Raw genomic sequence first — 17,128 nt, 5'->3', positions numbered from 1 at the left:
CTACGGCTTGCGCCCCACCCCGCCGACGAAGGTGTGGTAGGTGATCCCGAGACCGGCGTCGTCCCCCTCGTCCGGCCGCCACTCCGGCAGCGGCACGAGGCCGGGCTCCAGCAGCTCCAGGCCGTCGAAGTAGGCCAGCAGCTCCTCGCGGGTGCGCCAGCGGCCGGTGCCGAGATGCTCGTTGAACAGCCTCTCGGCCTCGGCAGCCTGCGCGGCGACCTCGGGGTGGGCCGCGCCCGGGTTGTGGAAGTGCGAGATGACCACGTGGCTGCCGGAGGCGAGCGGCGCCGTCAGGCGGGCCACGATCCCGGCCGGGTCCTCCTCGTCGGCCAGGTGGTGCAGCAGCCCGAACATCAGCAGCCCCACCGGCCGGTCGAAGTCGATGAGGTCGCGCGTGCGCGGGTCGGCGAGGATGCTCTCCGGCTCGCGCGCGTCGGCGTGCACCACGGCCGTGGTGTCGTCGCCGGCGAGCAGCGCCCCGCCGTGGACCTGCACCATCGGGTCGTGGTCGACGTAGACGACGTGCGCGCCCGGCGCGACCGCCTGCGCGATCTCGTGCACGTTGCCCTGCGTGGGCAGGCCGGAGCCGACGTCGATGAACTGCCGGACGCCGGCCTCGCCCGCGAGGTGGCGGACCGTGCGCCGCAGGAACGCCCGGTTGGCCCTGGCGGCCTGCGGCGCGTCCGGCGCGATCTTCAGCGCCAGCTCGCCGACCTGCCGGTCGGCGGCGTAGTTGTGCGTGCCGCCCAGCAGGAAGTCGTAGACGCGTGACACGCTCGGCCTGCTGGTGTCTATCCCCTGTGGTGCGCTTTCCTGCTCGTTGTCGGGCATCACCGGCTCCTTGGGGTACGGGGGGATTACGCCGGTGATCTTAACCCGTCACCAGCCGTCCAGGTGAAGAACGTCGTCAAGCGGCTGCCTGCGGGCCGGCTTGAACGTCTCGCCCGTGTAGTAGGCCGTGGGGATGAGCGCGCCCTGCCGGACGTCGGCCGGGATGCCGAGCAGCTCGGCGATCTCGGTCTCGTACACCAGGTGCAGGCTCGTCCAGGCGGTGCCGAGGCCGCGGGCGCGGGCGGCCAGCATGTAACTCCACGCGGCCGGCAACAGCGACCCCCACAGGCCGGCCTGGTTGCCCTCGGGCAGCCTGGCCGCCTCGATGCAGGGGATCACCAGGACCGGCGCCTCCCCCATGTGCTCGCCCAGGTAGGCGGCGCTGTCGGAGACCCGCCGCTGCACCTCCGCCCGCTCCGGGTCGTCCTGGAACAGCGCGCCGGCCGAGGACTTCGAGGCGAGGTAGGCGCGGGTGGCCCGGCCGTAGTAGTCGCCGATCGCCTTGCGCCGCTCCTGGTCGGTGACCACGACCCAGTGCCAGCCCTGGGCGTTGCCGCCGCTGGGGGCCTGCAGCGCGATCTCCAGGCACTCGCGGACGAGTTCCATCGGCACGGGCCTGGTCAGGTCGAGGCGCTTGCGGACGCTGCGGGTGGTGGTGAGCAGCTCGTCGGGTGTCATGGGCCCATCATGCCAACCCGCCGCGCCCGGGAGGCTCAGGCGGCGCCGAGCCAGAGGTCGGGGCCGAAGACCTCGTAGTGGATGTCCTTCGGCGCCACGCCCGCCCTGATGAGCCCGCCGCGGACCGCCCGCATGAACGGCACCGGCCCGCACATGTACACCTCCGCGCCCTCGGGGATCGCCACGCCGTCCAGGTCCATCAGGCCGGTGCGGGCCCCTTCGGGGGCGTCGCGCTCGTACCAGAGGACCTGCTCGGCGCCGACCTCGGCGGCGAGGCGGGCCATGTCGGCGCGCAGCGGGTGGCTCGTCACGTCCCGGTCGGCGTGCAGGAGCAGCACCCGGCGGGGGTCGCCGGTGCGGGCCAGGTGGCCGAGCATGGCGGTGATCGGGGTGCAGCCGATGCCGGCCGAGACGAGCACGAGCGGGGCCGCGCCGTCGCGCAGCGCGACGTCGCCGAACGGCGCGGACAGCGTCAGCTCGTCGCCCTCCCTGGCGGTGGCGTGCAGCAGGGCGGAGACCTCGCCGTCGTCGACCCGCTTGACCGTGACGCGGCGCAGGCCGTCGTCGCCGTCGCCGGAGAGGGTGTACTGGCGGAGCTGGTGGACGCCGTCGGGCATGCGGACGCGGACGCTCACGTACTGGCCGGGCAGGGCGGGCGGCACGGGCTCGTCGCCGAGCGGGCGCAGCAGCAGGGACATCGCGTCCGGGGTCTCCTCGCGCCGCTCCACGACCTGCCAGGTCCGCCAGGTGCGGCCGCCCTCGGCGCCGGCGGCGGCGTACACGCGGGCCTCGATCGCGATGAGCGCGCCGGCCATCAGCCAGTAGACCTCGTCCCAGGCGGCGGCCACGTCAGGGGTGACGGCGTCGCCGAGGACCTCCGCGATGGCGCCGAACAGGTACTTGTGGACGATGACGTACTGGTCCTCGGTGACGCCGACGGCGGCGTGCTTGTGCGCGATGCGCGACAGCAGCTCGTCGGGACGCTCGTCCGGGTGGTCGAGCAGCATGGTCGCGAAGGCGGCGATGGAGCCGGCCAGGGCGCGCCGCTGCTCGCCGTTGCGCTGGTTGCCGCGGTTGAACAGGCCGTCGAGCAGCTCGGGGCGGTCGGCGAACATCGTGTCGTAGAACCGCGCGGTGATGGTGTCGAGCTGGGCCGCGACGACGGGCAGCGTCGCGCGGACGACGGCCGCGCTCTCCTCGGACAGCATGGATGAACCCCCAGATCCTCAAATTGGTATCTGGGCTGCATATTATTTGGCCAGAGGGGCGGTCCGTTCCCCGGGGGGCGTGAGCGACAGCAGCACCGGCCCGGTCGGCGCCTCGACCAGCGAGGCGACCGTGACGTCGTCGAGCGCGGCGTAGAACGCCTCCTGGGCCTGGCGCAGCGCGCCGCGCAGCCGGCAGGCGGCCCGGAGGGGGCAGGGCACGGCGTCCTCGCACCCCACCACGTCGTCGCCGCCCTCCAGGGCGCGCACGATGCTCCCGACCGTCGCGGCGCGGCCGCGCGCGGCGAGCTGCATCCCGCCGCCCCGCCCCCGCCTGGCCTCGACCAGCCCCAGCTCGCTGAGCCTGGCGACGGCCTTGGCCGCGTGGGTGTACGGGACGGCGAGCGCGTCGGCCACGGCCCGCGTGGTCAGCAGCTCGTCGGCGTCCGCCACGGCCAGCCGCATCACGATGCGCAGGGAGATGTCGGTGAAGGCGGTCAGGCGCATGCGTCCACGGTATGCCGCCCGGCCGCCTTCTCAGGTCACCGTCTCTAGACCCCGCCGAGCACCGCCATCGCGGGCAGCGGACGGTCGGCGAAGTCGAACAGCGCCTGGTTCTCCCAGGCGTTGCCGGAGGACGGGTCGGCCGGGTCCCAGCCGTTGCCCGGCACCCCGGTCCAGGTCGCCTCCCAGGTGAACAGGCCGAGGCCGAGACCGTTCGGGACCTGCCTGACGATGTCGGCGACCTTCGCCAGCATGGCCGCCTGCCCCTGCGGCGTGGACCGGTAGCCGGGGTACGGCTCGGCCGAGCCGATGAGGTTCTCCCAGCCGTCGTCGTCGGCGGTGGTGAAGGGATAGCCGGTCTCCACCACGACGATCGGCTTGCCGTAGCGGGTGGCGACGTCGTCGAGGTTGGCCTGGAAGCCCTCCAGCGTCCCGTGCCAGTACGGGTAGTACGACACCCCGATCACGTCGTGCCTGATCCCGTACGCGGCGGCGCTGTCGAACCACCACCGGTACAACCCGTTGTCGCCGCCGTTGGCCAGGTGCAGCACGACCTTGGTCGCGGGCGAGACCCGCTTGACGGCGTCGTAACCGGCGTTCAGCAGCGCGGCGGTGTTCGCCCAGTTCGCGTTGGAGCCGTCGGGCCAGAGCAGGCCGCCGTTGATCTCGTTGCCGACCTGGACCATGTCGGCGGGGGTGCCCTGGCGGCGCAGCGCGTCGAGCACGTCGTAGGTGTGGTCGGCGACGGCCTGCCGGAGCCGGTCGAAGCTCAGCGGCTCCCACGCCGCCGGCTTGTACTGCTTGCCGGGGTCGGCCCAGGTGTCGGAGTAGTGGAAGTCGACGAGCAGCTTCAGCCCCTGGGCCTTGGCCCGCTTGGCGACGGCGAGCACCCTCGCCTTGGTGTTGTAGCCGTCGGCCGGGTTCACCCAGACCTTGAGCCGGATGTAGTTGAGCCCCGCCTGGGACAGGACGCGCAGGGCGTCGGCACGGCGGCCGAGCGCGTCGCGGTAGACGCCGCCGAGCGCCTCGGACTTGGCCAGGCTGGAGACGTCGGCGCCGCGGATCGCCAGCCGCGCCCCGGGGCCGTGCGCCTGTTCCGCCTGGGCGGGCTGTGCCGCCAGGGAGGCGGCGGTGAGTAACAGCAGGGACAGGACGGTCAGGATGCGCCTCATGCGCGTTCTCCTTCGGGTCGGGGGGTTTCCTCGACGACCGTGACGGCGCCGGCCGCGACGGTGACCCGGCCGTCGCAGCGCTCGCCGTCGAACACGCTGACGCCGGTCACCCCCTCGACCGTCACCGGCTCGTCGCCGTGGTTGATGAGGAACACGTGGCGGCCCCGGCGGACGAGCTCCAGGTGCTCGGGCAGGCCGCGCGGGCGCGACACGCCCGCCCGGTCGAGCACCTGGCCGAGCAGGTCGCGCAGCGCCCGGCCGCCGGTGGGGGCGGTGCTGAGATACCAGGCGGTGCCCGCGCCGAGGTCGTGCCGGGTGAAGGCGGGATGGCCGGCGTCGGGGCCGGCGGCGAAGGCGCGCACGGTGACCGCCCCCGCCGGGCGCACCCGCTCCGACCAGATCCGCCCCCGCAGGTCCTCCGTCCCGGGCTCGGCGGTCAGGGGGACGGTCTCGTCCTGCCGCAGCGGGTGGAACTCCTCGACCGAGAGGCCGAGCAGCTCGCGCAGCGCGCCCGGGTGGGGGCCGGGGTGGATGGCGTCGTGCTCGTCCACGATGCCGGAGAAGTACGACACCAGCAGGTGCCCGCCCGCCTCGACGTAGCGGTGCAGGTTCTTGGCGCCGGCCTCGGTCAGCAGGTACGCGCTGGGCGCCACCACCACCCGATACCCCGAAATATCAGCGGAAGGGTGGACGAAGTCCACCGTGACGTGCTCCCGCCACAACGCCTCGTAGAAGGCGTCCATCCGCTCACGGAAGGACAGGTCCACCGACGGCCGCCAGTCCAGCTCCAGCGCCCAGTACGACTCCCAGTCCCAGACCAGCGCCACCTCGGCCCGCACCCGGCTCCCCCGCACCCCGGCCAGCCGCCGCAGGTCGGCGCCCAGCCGGACCACCTCGCGCCACTGCCCGGAGTCGGTCCCGGCGTGCGGAACCAGCCCGGAGTGGAACTTCTCGGCCCCGAACCTGGAGGCCCGCCACTGGAAGAACAGCACGCTGTCGGAGCCCCGCGCCACGTGGGCGAGGCTGTTGCGGCGCATCTCCCCGGGCCGCTTGGCGAGGTTGCGCGGCTGCCAGTTGACCGCCCCCGCCGAGTGCTCCATGAGCATCCAGGGCGCGCCGCCCGCCACCGAGCGGGCGAGGTCGGCGGACATCGCCAGGTCGATGTGGTTGTCGGGCTGCTCGGCGCGCAGGTAGTGGTCGTTGGCGACGACGTCGAGCTCGCGGGCCCACTGCCAGAGGTCGGTGGACTTGCAGTTGACGGTGCCGGCGAAGTTCGTGGTGACGGGCAGGTGCGGGGTGAGCTCGCGCAGGATGTCGCGCTGGAGGGCGTAGTGCTCGCGGTGCTGGCCGTCGCTGAAACGGGCGTAGTCCAGGCGCTGGGCGGGGTTGACCACCGTGTGGTTGAAGCGGGGGGCGTCGATCTGCGACCAGTCGGTGTAGGTCTGGCCCCAGAAGGTGGTCCCCCAGGCGTCGTTCAGCGCGGAAATCTCCTGGTACGTCGCCCGCAGCCACCCCCGCCAGGCGGCCACGCTGTGCTCGCAGTAGCACTCGCCGAGCGGTGCCCCGTACTCGTTGTGCACGTGCCACATGGCCACGGCCGGATGGTCGCGGTAGTGCTCGCCCAGCGCCCGCACCAGCCGCGCGGTGGCCTCGCGGAAGGCCGGCGCGCTGGAGCAGGCGCTCTGCCGCCCGCCGAACCCGATCCGCACGCCCTCCCTGGTCACCGGCAGCACGTCGGGGTGCGTGGCGACGAACCAGGCGGGCGGCGCGGCCGTCGGGGTGGCGAGGTCCACGGCGACGCCGGCCGCGTGCAGCCGGTCGAGGATCTCGTCCAGCCAGCCGAAGTCGTAACGTCCCTCGGCCGGCTCCATCAGCGCCCACGAGAACATGCCCAGGCTGACCAGGTTGACCCCGGCCTCCCGCATGAGGGCCGCGTCCTCCTCCAGGACCTCGCGCGGCCACTGCTCTGGGTTGTAGTCCCCGCCGAAGGCGAGGCCGGCAGGACGCTCCGGATACATCCATCCCCCTTGGAAAGCTTCTGTGAACGTGCACAGTAATCCCTCTCCGCACCGTTGGGAACAGGCCGGGGACGGATCAGGTGTTTTCCACGGGTTAACGAGAACGTAACGCCTCTTGACGGGCATTTCGGCGCTGCTCCACTCTGTGCACGTTCACAGAACCTTACGGAGGTACGCATGCGCGCCAACCGTCTCGGAGCAGCGCTGGCCGTCGCCCTCACGGCCACCCTCGCCGCCTGCGGGTCCGGCGAGCCCGCCCCCCAGAGCTCCGCGGCGCCGCAAAGCTCCGCCCCGGCGGCCCAGGGACCGGTCAAGCTCACCTACTGGACCTGGGCCCCCAACATGGACAAGATCGTGGAGGTCTGGAACAAGGCGCACCCTGACATCCAGGTCACGGTCAGCAAGCAGGCCGGCGGCGACGACGCGGCCGCCAAGTACCTCACCGCCGCCAAGGCCGGCAACCCGCCCGACCTGGTCCAGGCCGAGTACCAGCACCTTCCCTCGTTCATCGCCGCCGACGCGGTGGCCGACATCAAGGCCGAGACCGCCGCCGTCCAGGGCGAGTTCACGGAAGGGCTGTGGCGCCTGGTCACGCTCGGCACCGAAGGCGTCTACGGCATCCCGCAGGACAGCGGCCCGATGATGCTCTTCTACCGCCAGGACCTGTTCGACAAGTACGGCATCGAGGTGCCGAAGACCTGGCAGGAGTACGCCGACGCGGCCCGCGCCGTGCGCAAGAAGGACCCGAAGGTTCACCTCGGCACGTTCTCCAGCAAGGACCCGGGAGCGTTCACAGGCTACGCCCAGCAGGCCGGCGCCCAGTGGTGGGCGATCGAGGGCGAGTCCTGGAAGGTGAACATCGCCGACGAGGCCACCAGGAAGGTCGCCGACTACTGGGGCGGCCTGGTGAAGGAGGGCGCCATCGACGACATGCCGTACTTCACCCCCGAGTGGAACAAGGCGCTCAACGACGGCAAGCTGCTCACCTGGCCGTCCGCCGTGTGGGCGCCGGGCGTGCTGTCGAGCAACGCCCCCAAGGCCAAGGGCAAGTGGGCCGCCGCCCCGCTCCCCCAGTGGAACGCCGGCGAGAACGTCAGCGGCTTCTGGGGCGGCTCGTCCACCGCCGTGTCGGCCAAGACCCCGAACAAGGCCGCCGCCGCGCGGTTCGCCACCTGGCTCAACACCGACCCGGAGGCGATCAGGCTGCTGGTCGAGGAGGCCGCGATCTACCCGGCCGCCACCAAGGCCCAGTCGTCGCTCGGCGAGGCCCCTGAATACTTCGCCAACCAGCCCGACTTCTGGCAGCAGGCCGCCGCCGTCTCCGCGGGCGCCCGCGGCTTCACCTTCGGCCCCAACGTCGGCGTGACGTACAACGCCTTCAAGGACGCCTTCGACAAGGCCGTGCAGAACAAGTCGCCCTTCGCCGAGGCCGTGCAGTCCATGCAGGACGCCACGGTCGCCGACATGCGCAAGGCCGGCTTCCAGATCGCGCAATGAACCAGGGACGAAGGAGCGCCTGGCCGTACCTCTTCCTGACCCCGGCGATCGTGCTGTTCACGCTCTTCCTCGCCGTGCCCATCGGCTACACGGTCCACCTCGCGATGCGCCGGACCAAGGTGTCGGGGCTCGGGCTCGGGAAGGGGGCGCGGCGGGAGGTGTTCGTCGGCTTCGACAACTTCTCCGCCGCGCTCGCCGACGCCGAGCTGTGGCAGGGCTGGCTGCGGGTGCTCGGGTACGGCGCGCTGGTGCTGGTCGTCATGCTCGGCCTCGCGCTGCTGTTCGCGCTGCTGCTGGACTCGGCGCGGGTGCGGCTGGCGCGCTTCTCCCGGATCGCGATCTTCCTGCCGTACGCGGTGCCGGGGGTGGCCGCCACCCTGCTGTGGGGCTTCCTCTACCTGCCCTCGCTCAGCCCGATCCGCTCCGTGCTCGACGCCGACCTGCTCGGGGCCACCACGGTCACGTACTCGATGGCGAACGTGGCGGTGTGGGGCGGCACCGGCTTCAACATGCTCGTGCTCTACACCACGCTCCGGGCCATCCCGCGCGACCTGTACGAGGCCGCCCGGCTCGACGGCGCCTCGGAGCTCCAGATCGCCGTCCGGGTCAAGATCCCGATCCTGACCCCGGCGATCATCCTCACCACGGTGTTCTCGATCATCGCCACCATCCAGGTGTTCACCGAGCCCACCACGCTGCGCCCGCTGACCAACACGATCAGCTCCACCTGGAGCCCGCTCATGAAGGTCTACCGGGACGCCTTCGTCACCGGCGACCTGTACTCGGCCGCCGCCACCTCGATCGTCATCGCGGCGGTCTCGCTCGTCCTGTCGTTCGGGTTCCTGCGCGTGGTCCGCAACCACGCCTTCGGGGAGGGCTGATGGCCGGGGTCACCGCCACCTCGCACCGCCGCCGCAGCGCGGCCGTTCAAGGACCGTGGGGCATCGCGCCGACCGCGCTGCTGCTCCTCGGGGCGATCTACTGCCTGTTCCCGGTGTTCTGGGTGTTCATCGCGGCCACCAAGTCGCCGGGCGAGCTGTTCAGCACCTCGACGCTGGCGTTCGGCACGGGCTTCCTCGACAACGTCGAGCAGCTCTTCGCCTACCGCGACGGCGTGTTCTGGCTGTGGGCGGGCAACACGCTGCTCTACGCGGGCGGCGGGGCGCTGCTGTCCACCGCCGTCTCGGCGATCTCCGGGTACGCGCTGGCGAAATACCGCTTCCCCGGCCGCAACGCCATCTTCAACATCCTCATCGGCGGCATCCTGGTGCCCGCCGTGGTGCTGGCCATCCCGCAGTACCTGCTGTTCAGCAAGTTCGGGCTGGCGGACACGTACTGGGCGGTGCTGCTGCCGCAGATCCTGCACCCGTACAGCATCTACCTGGCCCGCATCTACGCCTCGGCGGCCATCCCCGACTCGCTGCTGGAGGCGGGCCGGATCGACGGGGCGGGCGAGGGCCGGCTGATGGCGCGGGTGGCGATGCCGCTCATGGTGCCCGGCATGGTGACGATCTTCCTGTTCCAGTTCGTGGCGATCTGGAACAACTTCCTGCTGCCGTTCATCATGCTGGGCGACGACGGCAAGTTCCCGCTCACCGTCGGCCTCTACACGCTGCTCATGGCGGGGGCCAACCAGCCCGCGCTCTACAACCTGATCCTCACCGGGGCGTTCCTGTCGATCGTGCCGTTGATCGCGTTGTTCCTCACGATGCAGCGATACTGGAGGACCGATCTGTCCTCCGGAGCCGTGAAATGAAACGCCCTACGATCCACGATGTGGCCGCGGCCGCGGGCGTGTCCCGCGGCACGGTCTCCCGCCTGCTCAACGGGGACAAGTACGTCAGCCCCGCGGCGCGCGTGGCCATCGAGCGGGCGATCTCCGAGACCGGCTACGTCGTCAACCGCGCCGCCAGGAGCCTGGTCACCCAGCGCACCGGCTCGGTGGTGATGGTGCTGTCGGAGCCGCACGAGAAACTGTTCGAGGACCCCAACTACAGCACGATGATCCGGGTCGCGATCAGGATGCTGGCCGAGCGGGACCTGTCGCTGGTGATGATGATGGCCGGCGACGAGGGCGACCGCGAGCGGGTGGTCCGCTACGTGCGCGGCGGCCACGCCGACGGGGTGTTGCTGGTCTCCACGCACGCGGGCGACCCGCTGGTGCAGGCCCTGGGCTCCGGCGGGCCGCCCGCGGTGTCGGTCGGCGCGGTCATCGGCCACGAGAACGTCATCCCGTACGCCGCCGCCGACGAGCGCCTCGGCGCCCGGCAGATGACCGAATACTTCGTCCGCCAGGGCCGCCGCAGGATCGCGATGATCACCGGGCCGATGGACACGCCGGGCGGCATCCAGCGCCTGGAGGGCTTCGCCGAGGTGCTGGGCCGCAAGGCCACCCAGCGGCTCATCGCGCACGGCGACTGGACGCAGGCGAGCGGCGAGCGGGCGATGCGCGAGCTGCTGGAGCGCTCCCCCGACCTCGACGCGGTCTTCGTGGCCTCCGACCTGATGGCGGCCGGGGCCCTCGCGGCGCTGCGCGCGGCCGGGCGGCGGGTGCCTGACGACGTGGCGGTGGGCGGGTTCGACGACTCGGCGGTGGCGGTCTCGACCCATCCGCCGCTGACCACGATCCGCCAGCCGCTCGCGAAGATGGCGCAGGAGACGATGCGGCTGCTGTTCGCCCTGCTGGACGGGGCCGGTCCCGTGGAGCCGGTGGTGCTGCCGACCGAGCTGGTGGTACGGGAGTCCGCCTGATCGGGATAAATGGCAGAAAGTCGGGATCTTCCGGGGTCCGGCGTCGTACGATCATCGGCAACGTCCCCTGTGACGTCGCAGGCAGGAGGAGCCGAGGGTGGCCGAGAGCGAGCAGGAGCGCGCGCCGCGCGGGATCGACACGACGAGACCCAGCGTCTCGCGGGTCTACGACTTCATGCTCGGCGGCAAGGACAACTACGAAGCCGACCGGATGGCCGCGCGGCGGGCGCTGGAGGTCGCGCCGGACGCGCCCCAGGCGGCGCGGGCCAACCGCGAGTTCCTGGGCCGGGTGGTGCGCTTCCTCGCCGGCGAGGCCGGCATCCGGCAGTTCCTCGACATCGGCTCCGGCCTGCCCACCCAGGGCAACGTGCACGAGATCGCCCAGGCGGTCGCGCCCGGCACGCACGTCGTCTACGTCGACCACGACCCGATCGTGCTCGTCCACGGCCGGGCCCTGCTGGCCGTGGACGACACCACCACCGTGGTCGAGGCCGACCTGCTCGACCCCGAGGCGATCCTGCACAACCCCGAGGTCCGGCGGCTGATCGACTTCGACCGGCCGGTGGCGCTGCTGCTGCTCGGCATCCTGCACCACCTGGCCGACCACGAGGACCCCGGCGGCATCACCCGCCGGCTGATGGACCGCCTGGTGCCGGGCAGCTACCTCGCCGTCTCCCACTTCCACAACCCCGGGCCTGAGCTGCCCGAGGTGTCGCGGCAGGCGTACTCGGCGGAGAAGGTCTTCAACGAGACGATGGGCACCGGGCGGTGGCGCACCCGCGCGGAGATCCTCGCCTACTTCGACGGGCTGGACCTGCTGGAGCCCGGCCTGGTGCCGCTGCCGGAGTGGCGGCCGGGCGAGGACGACCACGCCACGCCCGGCATCACTTACCACACGTTCGTCGGCGGGGTGGCCCGCAAGCCCGAGCTCTGACGGCTCAGAGCGCCCCGGCGTAGACCCAGCGCCCGTCCAGCCGGACGAACCGGCTGTGCTCCTCCGTGTCGCCCGGCCGGCCGCGCTCCACGTAGTGGGCGCGGAAGCGGACCGTGCCCTCGGTGTGCACGACGCTGCCGCCCGTGGTGGCCAGGACCTCCAGGCTGGTCCAGCGCAGCCGCCGGTCGAGGTCGAGCCGGACCGGGCGGCCCGCCGGATGCCAGGTGCGCAGCAGGTAGGCCGCGTCGCCCACGGCGAACGCGCTGAAGCGCGAGCGCATGAGCTGCTCGGCGGTGGCCGCCGCCGCCTCGCCGCGGTGCAGCTTGCCGCAGCAGTCGTCGTAGGGGGCGGGCAGGCCGCAGGGGCACGGTCGGGCGGGCATGCGCCCTATTGTGCACCCAGCCGGCGGGCCAGGGCGGTCAGGGTCGCGCCGAGCGGGGCGTCCACGAGCAGCGCCGCGTCGGCGTCGCCGCCGGTCGGGCCCTGGTTGACGATCGCGATCGGGACGCCGCGCGCCGCCGCCCGCTGCACGAACCGCAGCCCCGACCTGATCGCCAGCGAGGAACCGAGCACGAGCAGCGCCCGGGCGCTCTCCACGACGGCGAAGCACTCGTCGACGCGCGGGCGGGGGACGTTCTCGCCGAAGAACACCACGTCCGGCTTGAGCAGGCCGCCGCACCCCGTGCAGTCGACCACGCGGAACCCGGCGACCTGCTCGTCGGTGAGCACCGCGTCGCCGTCGGGGTTGATCACGTCGCTGGTGGCCGCCCAGCCGGGATTGGCCTCGCGCAGCCGGCGGTCCAGCTCGGCGCGCGAGGTGCGCTCGCGGCAGCTCAGGCACATCACCCGGTCCAGGCCGCCGTGCAGCTCGATCACCCGGTCCGCGCCGGCCGCCTGGTGCAGGCCGTCGACGTTCTGGGTGACGATGCCGCTGACCAGGCCGTGCCGCTCCAGCGCGGCCACGGCCCGATGCCCGGCATTGGGCCTGGCCAGGTCCATCTGCCGCCAGCCGACGTGGCTGCGCGCCCAGTAACGCCGTCTCGCCTCCTGGCTGGCCACGAACCGCTGGTAGGTCATCGGCTCAGCCTGCCGCGCCCGCCCGGTCGGCCCCCGGTAGTCGGGAATGCCCGACTCGGTGGACAGCCCGGCGCCGCTCAGCACCGCCACCCCGCCCCGGCCGACCAGCTCGTCGAGCTCGTCGAGCCCACCGGGTGACGCCTCCATGGTGCTGCCTAGTGTCACGCCTTCCATGGTGCCCGACGCACCCCCATGCCCGGTCACCCCCTCCCCACTACGGCGGCGCCCGACGCACTGCCGCCCCCCGGTCACCCCCACCCGCTACCGCAGCGCCCCACACGGCGCCGCACCCGATCACCCCTTCCTCACTACCGGAGTGCCCGACGCAGCGCCATGCCCGGTCACGCCCTCCCCGCGACCGCAGGGCCCGACGCGGTGCCGCGCCCGGTCACCCCCTCCCCACTACCTCAGGACGCCGGCCGCCGCGAGTTCGGCCGTCAGGCGGCGGCGGGCGGGCTCGGCCAGGTGGTCGAGGGCGTGCGGGTCGGCGGCCAGGCGGCTGACCGGGGCGACCAGGAGGTGGTGCAGCCGGATCGAGCGGCCGGAACGCAGATTGACGGCGAACGTCCCCGGCCCCCGCCCATCCGGGCCGGCGCCCGCGACGACCTCCGTGCAGGGATCCCAGGCGCCCCCCGGCGGACCGGGGGCGGCGGGCCCGGCGACGGAGCAGGCCGCCAGCCGCCCGGCCGGCACCCCCGGCAGCCGCTCCACCCACCGCCGCAGGAGGATCGCGACCTCGTCCGGCGACATGCCGCCCGGCGCGTCGAACTCCGCCCACCGGGCCAGGTCGTGGCCCGCGCGGGGCGGCCGCATCAGCACCTCGCCCGCCGTCCAGGGCGCGCGTACCCCTATCCGGTACGGCCGGACCCCCGCCGGCCGTACGCCCGCGAGCCCGCCCGCCAGCAGCTCCATCGACTCCTCCGCCGCCTCGGCGCTGACGCCGGGCGCGCCCACGGCCAGCTCGCCCGTCACCGGCACGCCCGGCGGGAGCGCGGCCCGCAGGCGGCGCAGGTCGGCGACCCCGCCGGTGAGGCCGGTGGCCACGCCCAGGAAGTCGACCCGGGTGAGCATCAGCGTCAGCCCCCGGCACCGGGCCAGCGCCTCCCCCGGGAGCGCCGCCGCCCGCGCCACGTCCAGCCGCCCCGCCCACGGCCCCCCACCACCGGGCAACGGCCGCTCCCCCACGACCCACCGCACCGGCTCGACGCCCCCGCGTCCCGAGCCGATGGCTTCCCCTCCGCCAGCCCGCAGGACCCATTCGTCAGGAGAAGCGGCCCCCACATCCCCGCGCCCCCAGCTGACGGTTTCCCCTCCGTCGGCCTGCAGGGCCCATTCGTCCGGAGAGGTGGCCCGCGTGCCGGCGCGGGCGGTTTCGCACCAGGGCGGTCTGATCAGTTGCTCGGGGGACCAGGCGTCCCATCTCACCCCGGCGAGCTCGGGGATCCGCCGCAGCGCCGCCCGGTGCTCGGCGACGTGGCGGCCGCACAGGGTCACGCCCTCCCCCAGGGCGGCGACCAGTGCGAACGCGGCCGGGAGCTGGTCGGCGCGGTCGATCACGATGTGCGCCCGCCGCCCGCGCGTCACCTCCCTGGCCAGCTCGATCTCGAGCGCGAACAGCTCGCACCGGCGGGCGGCGCCGAGCAGGTCGCGGCTGCTCTCCTCGCTGCCCTCGGTGAGCTCCAGCCCGTCCACGGCGAGCCGGACGGCAGGATCGGCGGCCAGGCCCAGCGCGGCGCCGACGGCCCGTACGTGGGCGTCGTCGTACGCCCCCCTCGCCAGGATGGCGGCCGCCGCCCGCCCGATCAGCGCGGTGAGCGGCCCTCCCGGACGCCGGTCGGCGGCGGCCCGGAGCCGGGCGGGGTCGGCGAGCCGCCGGACGAGGTGCTCGTTGAGGTCGAGGAGCGCCATCCCCGGGGGCGGCGCCACCACGGTGGTGAAGTCCGCCAGCGGAGGCACGACGAGCACGTCCATCAGGCGTGTTCCTCCGTCCCGGGACAGGGGCGGGGACGGGGACGCGGGCACGGCCCGGCGCCGGGACGCCGGGCGGGCCGCAGGTAGACGCAGCGGAGCACGGCGGCGAAGCGCAGCCCGCCCTCGCGCAGCCAGCAGTCGTCGGGTCCCGGCAGGGCCTCGGTGAGCGTGAGCCGGTCGCCGGCGGCCTCGGCGAGGGCGGCCAGCTCGGCGATGAGCGAGGGAGCGCGGGTGTCGACGTAGAGGGGGTGCCGGCCGGCGGCGGCGAAGAAGGTGCGGGGCAGGTCGTGCGCCTCGCGCAGCCGGGCCATGGCGAGCAGCAGGTCGCGCTCGCCCGAGCCCGAGGCGTGCCGCAGCGGCTCGGACGCGGCCCGCCCGAGCTGCCAGCGCCGCCGCGCGAGCACCACGTTCCCCCAGGTGATGCGGGGCAGGGCGGGCAGGCAGGGCAGGGCGGGAGGGCGGAGCCCCGGCAGCGCGAGCGCGATGCGCAGGGCGCTGCCCGGGCCCGGCCCGCTGTTGTGGAACATCAGCGTCTCGCCGGTGCCCTTGGCGCGCAGCACGGCCCGGTGGCCGTCGCTGTGGACGTAGAGCTCGCCGAGTCCGAGGCGCCGCCGCCGGGGACCGGCCGTCGCGCCGCCGTGCTCCAGGACGGGGCCGGGCAGCTCCAGCGGGGGCAGGCCGTCGGCGCGCGGCGCGACGACGTTGAGCGCGGTGAAGCCGTCGAGCACGCGGGCCACGGCGGCGTCCCGTTCGGCGACGAGCGCGGCGCCGTCGCGGACGGGCGGCGGCTCCCACGGGCCGAGCCTGGGCGCGTCGTGGAGCGCGTCGATGACCAGCGGGGTGACGCCCCCTTCGTACGCCTCCAGCGACGCCGCCGCCACCATGACGTCGGCCGCGCAGAGCACGGGCGCGCCCGGCGGCACGGGCTCGCCGGCCACCTCGGCCAGGTCGAGGACGGCGGCGCCGGCCGGGGCAGCGCGGACGAGCCCGGCGATCCGGTCGCCGTGGCACACCTCGAGGTCGCCGGCCGCGCCCAGCGCCTCGGCCAGCGGGAAGGTCCCGGCGCCGAGCCGGGCCGCGAGCAGCCGGTTGGTGCGCAGCCGGGTCAGCTCGGCCTCCTCGGCGAGCAGCGCGAGCGCGGCGGGCACGCGTTCGCGCAGGTCGGCGGCGAGCGGGCCGCCGGCGGTGAGGCGGAGGGTGCCGGCGGCGGCCTCGTGCACGATGAGGCGTTCGTCGCGCCCGGCCCGCTGCCCGCCGCCGGCGAGGGCCTCGATGCGGCTCTGCACGGCCAGCTTCACCTCGGGCGCCGCGGCCGGGTAGTGCTCCAGCAGGCCGGCGATCTCGCGGACGCGCCGCGCGACGGGCAGGTCGGTGCTGCCGGCGGCGCGGGGGCCGGCGAGCGGCCACCGCCGCTCCTGGGCGGGCACGCCGCGGGCGGCCACGAGGCCGTGTTCCTGGACGGCGGGCTCGTCGTCGCCGGGCAGCCGCGCCAGCAGCCAGCCGACCGGGTCGGGGACGGTGGCGGGCGGGCACAGGTCGTGGGTGAGCAGCCCGCGGCGCACCGCGACGGCGAGCGCGGCCGAGGCCCGTTCCATGCTGATGCCGCAGTCGGCGGCGATCTCGGCGACGGTGCGGCGGCCGTCGCAGCGGGCGGCGAAGGCGGCGGCGTCGCGCGGGGGCGTCGCGCCGGCGCGCAGGCTGGGCACGAGCCCGGCGACGACGGCGGGGTCGGCGAGGAGGCGCTGCTGGAGCGCCTCGCCGACGCGGGCGGCGGGGTAGGCGTGGCGGCCGGCGAGCTCGCGGTATCCGGCCCAGGTGTAGCCGCTGGGGAGGGCGGGCTCGACGCGGGCGGCGCCGGTGGGGGCGTGGAAGCCGGTCGGGGCGGCCCGGGTGGCCAGCCGCTGCACGTGGGAGGCGAGCTTCGCGGGATCGGCGGGGCCGCGCCGCAGCTCGCGGTAGGCGGCGGGGGCGGAGCAGACGAGGGCGTCGAGGAAGCGCTCGTCGGAGGCGACGCCGGCGACGGCCGCCCTGGTCAGCGCCGTGTCGGCGGCGACCACCTCGGCGAGGGCGAGCCTCGCCTCCTCCAGCAGGCCGGTGACGTGGTTCCAGTCGGCGAGCCAGTCCTCGGGGCCCGGGGTGCCGGGCGGCAGGGGCCGCAGGCGGCGCAGGCGGCCGCGGAGCCCGCGCGGCAGCCGGGGGGCGTCCGTCCGGCCGGCGTGCGGACCGGCCGGACGGGCCTCGCGGCGGGCGGGCGCGCCGGCGAGCAGGCCGAGGGCCCGCGTCTCCAGCAGCGCGACGGCGGCCGCGGTCTCCGCGGCCCTGGGGCAGGCCAGGGATTGGACGAGCTCCCAGGGGAACCCGGCGGTCCTGACGACCGCGGCCGGCAACAGGGTCCACTCGCGGTCTTGCAACGTGCCGGGTTCGCCCATGTACACGTTCCCCTTTCTCACGGTTATTTTTCGGAATGCGGTAACACAGATATTTACAAGA

Annotated in this window: 15 protein-coding genes; 5 read left to right on the top strand and 10 right to left on the bottom strand. The window is 74.1% G+C overall.

Features of this window, described 5'->3' with window-relative positions; genetic code table 11:
* Genes AC27IY_RS10430 through AC27IY_RS10405 form a run of 6 tightly spaced genes read right to left on the bottom strand, consistent with a single transcriptional unit; the run spans position 1 to position 6,408 of the window.
* Positions 1–831, bottom strand: a complete 831-nt coding sequence (locus AC27IY_RS10430; protein WP_423448873.1) for an SAM-dependent methyltransferase — start codon at positions 829–831, stop codon at positions 1–3.
* A 48-nt stretch (positions 832–879) separates the two neighbouring features.
* A complete protein-coding gene (locus AC27IY_RS10425; protein ID WP_364452923.1) occupies positions 880–1,509 on the bottom strand; it encodes a nitroreductase family protein in 630 nt (209 codons plus the stop codon).
* Positions 1,510–1,544: 35 nt separating this feature from the next.
* The gene (locus tag AC27IY_RS10420; protein ID WP_487177792.1) at positions 1,545–2,717 is read right to left on the bottom strand and encodes a globin domain-containing protein; all 1,173 of its coding nucleotides are present in this window, start codon (positions 2,715–2,717) and stop codon (positions 1,545–1,547) included.
* Positions 2,718–2,759: 42 nt separating this feature from the next.
* A complete protein-coding gene (locus AC27IY_RS10415) occupies positions 2,760–3,221 on the bottom strand; it encodes an RrF2 family transcriptional regulator (protein WP_344215664.1) in 462 nt (153 codons plus the stop codon).
* A gap of 44 nt (positions 3,222–3,265) precedes the next feature.
* On the bottom strand, positions 3,266–4,390 hold the full coding sequence (locus AC27IY_RS10410; protein ID WP_487177791.1) for a glycoside hydrolase family 53 protein: 1,125 nt from the start codon (positions 4,388–4,390) through the stop codon (positions 3,266–3,268).
* On the bottom strand, positions 4,387–6,408 hold the full coding sequence (locus AC27IY_RS10405; protein WP_487177790.1) for a beta-galactosidase: 2,022 nt from the start codon (positions 6,406–6,408) through the stop codon (positions 4,387–4,389). The genes AC27IY_RS10410 and AC27IY_RS10405 overlap by 4 nt, the downstream gene beginning before the upstream one ends.
* 177 nt (positions 6,409–6,585) lie before the next feature.
* Between AC27IY_RS10405 and AC27IY_RS10400 the strand changes: the two genes are divergently transcribed.
* The 5 genes from AC27IY_RS10400 (at position 6,586) to AC27IY_RS10380 (ending at position 11,590) form a co-directional block, all read left to right on the top strand.
* The gene (locus AC27IY_RS10400; RefSeq protein WP_487177789.1) at positions 6,586–7,905 is read left to right on the top strand and encodes an ABC transporter substrate-binding protein; all 1,320 of its coding nucleotides are present in this window, start codon (positions 6,586–6,588) and stop codon (positions 7,903–7,905) included.
* Entirely contained in the window at positions 7,902–8,786 is an 885-nt protein-coding gene (locus AC27IY_RS10395) for a carbohydrate ABC transporter permease (protein WP_487177788.1), read from the top strand. Before AC27IY_RS10400 ends, AC27IY_RS10395 begins: the two co-directional genes overlap by 4 nt.
* Positions 8,786–9,661, top strand: a complete 876-nt coding sequence (locus AC27IY_RS10390; RefSeq protein ID WP_487177787.1) for a carbohydrate ABC transporter permease — start codon at positions 8,786–8,788, stop codon at positions 9,659–9,661. The genes AC27IY_RS10395 and AC27IY_RS10390 overlap by 1 nt, the downstream gene beginning before the upstream one ends.
* A 20-nt stretch (positions 9,662–9,681) precedes the next feature.
* A complete protein-coding gene (locus tag AC27IY_RS10385) occupies positions 9,682–10,656 on the top strand; it encodes a LacI family DNA-binding transcriptional regulator (RefSeq protein WP_423470441.1) in 975 nt (324 codons plus the stop codon).
* Positions 10,657–10,753: 97 nt separating this feature from the next.
* Complete coding sequence (locus AC27IY_RS10380; protein WP_423448890.1) at positions 10,754–11,590, top strand: SAM-dependent methyltransferase; 837 nt, start codon at positions 10,754–10,756, stop codon at positions 11,588–11,590.
* Between the two features lie 4 nt (positions 11,591–11,594).
* Here AC27IY_RS10380 and AC27IY_RS10375 read toward each other — a convergent pair whose 3' ends face one another.
* From AC27IY_RS10375 to AC27IY_RS10360, 4 genes are all read right to left on the bottom strand, one after another.
* Positions 11,595–11,972, bottom strand: a complete 378-nt coding sequence (locus AC27IY_RS10375) for a YchJ family protein (protein WP_487177786.1) — start codon at positions 11,970–11,972, stop codon at positions 11,595–11,597.
* 5 nt (positions 11,973–11,977) lie between these two features.
* Positions 11,978–12,841, bottom strand: coding sequence for an NAD-dependent protein deacetylase (locus AC27IY_RS10370; protein ID WP_423470439.1), 864 nt, complete (start codon positions 12,839–12,841; stop codon positions 11,978–11,980).
* Positions 12,842–13,069: 228 nt separating this feature from the next.
* Complete coding sequence (locus AC27IY_RS10365; RefSeq protein WP_487177785.1) at positions 13,070–14,638, bottom strand: hypothetical protein; 1,569 nt, start codon at positions 14,636–14,638, stop codon at positions 13,070–13,072.
* On the bottom strand, positions 14,638–17,067 hold the full coding sequence (locus tag AC27IY_RS10360) for a lantibiotic dehydratase (protein ID WP_487177784.1): 2,430 nt from the start codon (positions 17,065–17,067) through the stop codon (positions 14,638–14,640). Before AC27IY_RS10360 ends, AC27IY_RS10365 begins: the two co-directional genes overlap by 1 nt.
* Positions 17,068–17,128: the final 61 nt, after the last annotated feature.

This window comes from Nonomuraea sp. B208 (genome assembly GCF_057536035.1).
Note: the sequence above shows the minus strand (reverse complement) of the source record. Positions and strands in the feature narration are given on the sequence as shown.